Source organism: Rhizobium sp. 25PS6, assembly GCF_032464655.1.
In the GTDB taxonomy this organism is placed as follows: domain Bacteria; phylum Pseudomonadota; class Alphaproteobacteria; order Rhizobiales; family Rhizobiaceae; genus Rhizobium; species Rhizobium laguerreae.
This window is the reverse complement of the sequence record NZ_JAWDIV010000051.1, coordinates 1-1,545: the sequence shown is the minus strand read 5'-3', so window position 1 is coordinate 1,545 and position 1,545 is coordinate 1. Positions and strand designations below refer to the sequence as shown.

Below are 1,545 nucleotides of genomic sequence, written 5' to 3'. Positions count from 1 at the left end.
AAAGGGTTCGTCGGGAGCGGCGGTCCCACCAGGCTCTCTCAGCAACACGTCGCGCCAGCGACGTATAATTGCGCCCTTGGAAGCCGCTCCTTCGGAACGGCCGGGATCATCAAGCAAAGCATCGCCGTTGGCGATTGTAGGATTCACAGTAGTGCGTTCCGCACTCTCATCCGAAAAACTGGCTCCGAAAGACACGCTTTCTCACCCAGGGAGACGACCGGACATGAAGAAGCCATCCGCGAAAATCCGCGACGAAATCGCCAAGCTGCAGGAACAGCTCAAGCTCGCCGAGACAAGGGAAGCGGAACGGATCGGCCGGATCGCGCTCAAGGCGGGCCTTGGCGAGATCGAAATCGACGAGGCAGAGCTTCAGGCTGCGTTTGAGCAACTGACCAAACGGTTTCGCGGAGGGCAGGGCGCTACGACCGGAGGGAAGAAGGGCGCCGGCGACAGCAGCGGACAAGCGTCGACCGCGGCGGACGCGTCTGGCGCGGGCGCGGGCAGCGCTGGCGAGGCTTGAGCGCATGGCGAGGACGATGACATCCGACGCCCGCAAGAAGGACACACGTCAAAAGATCGAGCTCGGCGGCCTGATCGTCAAGGCAGGGCTGCGCTACGAGAAGCGAGCGCTGTTGCTGGGCGCGCTGATCGATATCGCCCGCCGAATCAAGGATGACGATGGCGAGCGATCCAGGCTCACCGCACTCGGCGTGGAGGCGTTCGGCAATGACGATCAATAGGATTGCGCTCGTCGTCGTGCCAGGGACGTTGATGATCCTGGTCGTCATCGGAATGACCGGGATCGAACATTGGCTATCCGGGTTCGGGAAAACCGAGACCGCACGGTTGGCATGGGGGCGGGCAGGGATCGCGCTTCCCTATCTCGCAAGTGCGGCGATCGGCATCTTGTTCCTGTTCGCGAGCGCCGGCTCGATCAATATCAAACAGGCCGGTTGGGGCGTCGTCGCGGGTTGCAGCGCGACGATCCTGGTCGCAGCAGTCCGCGAGACAATGCGCCTTTCCGCTTTCATGAAGACGGTACCCGCCGACAAGACGGTCTTGGCCTTTCTCGATCCGGCAACGTCGATCGGCGCGGGTGCGGCGCTATTATGTGCCTGCTTCGCACTCCGCGTCGCGCTCATCGGCAATGCGGTATTCGCAAGGGCCGAGCCTAAGCGCATTCAGGGCAAGCGGGCGCTGCATGGCGAAGCGGATTGGATGAAGCTCACAGAAGCGGCAAAGTTGTTTCCCGATGCTGGTGGCATCGTCGTCGGCGAGCGCTATCGGGTCGACAAAGACAATGTCGGGAGCCAAGCGTTTCGCGCCGACAGCGCTGAGACCTGGGGCGCCGGTGGCAACTCGCCGTTGCTGTGCTTCGATGGCTCGTTCGGCTCGTCGCACGGGATCGTCTTTGCCGGCTCCGGCGGTTTCAAGACAACGTCGGTGACGATCCCAACGGCGCTCAAATGGGGCGGCACGCTGATCGTTCTCGATCCATCGAACGAGGTCGCACCGATGGTCTCCGCGCATCGCGGCGGAGCGGGG

General features: G+C 62.9%; 3 protein-coding genes. All 3 read left to right on the top strand.

Annotated features, from left to right (window positions below; genetic code table 11):
* The first annotated feature begins 223 nt into the window (after positions 1–223).
* The gene (traC, locus tag RWK44_RS34700) at positions 224–520 is read left to right on the top strand and encodes a conjugal transfer protein TraC (protein ID WP_163881670.1); all 297 of its coding nucleotides are present in this window, start codon (positions 224–226) and stop codon (positions 518–520) included.
* A 4-nt stretch (positions 521–524) separates the two neighbouring features.
* Complete coding sequence (traD, locus tag RWK44_RS34695) at positions 525–740, top strand: type IV conjugative transfer system coupling protein TraD (protein WP_163881672.1); 216 nt, start codon at positions 525–527, stop codon at positions 738–740.
* Positions 727–1,545 (top strand): type IV secretory system conjugative DNA transfer family protein (locus RWK44_RS34690; RefSeq protein ID WP_316030158.1); only part of this gene is annotated, 819 nt, incomplete at its 3' end. The genes traD and RWK44_RS34690, both read left to right, overlap by 14 nt.

Coding starts and splice junctions, on each gene's coding strand:
- traD (WP_163881672.1), top strand. CDS start 525: ATGGCGAGGACGATGACATCCGACGCCCGCAAGAAGGACACACGTCAA.
- traC (WP_163881670.1), top strand. CDS start 224: ATGAAGAAGCCATCCGCGAAAATCCGCGACGAAATCGCCAAGCTGCAG.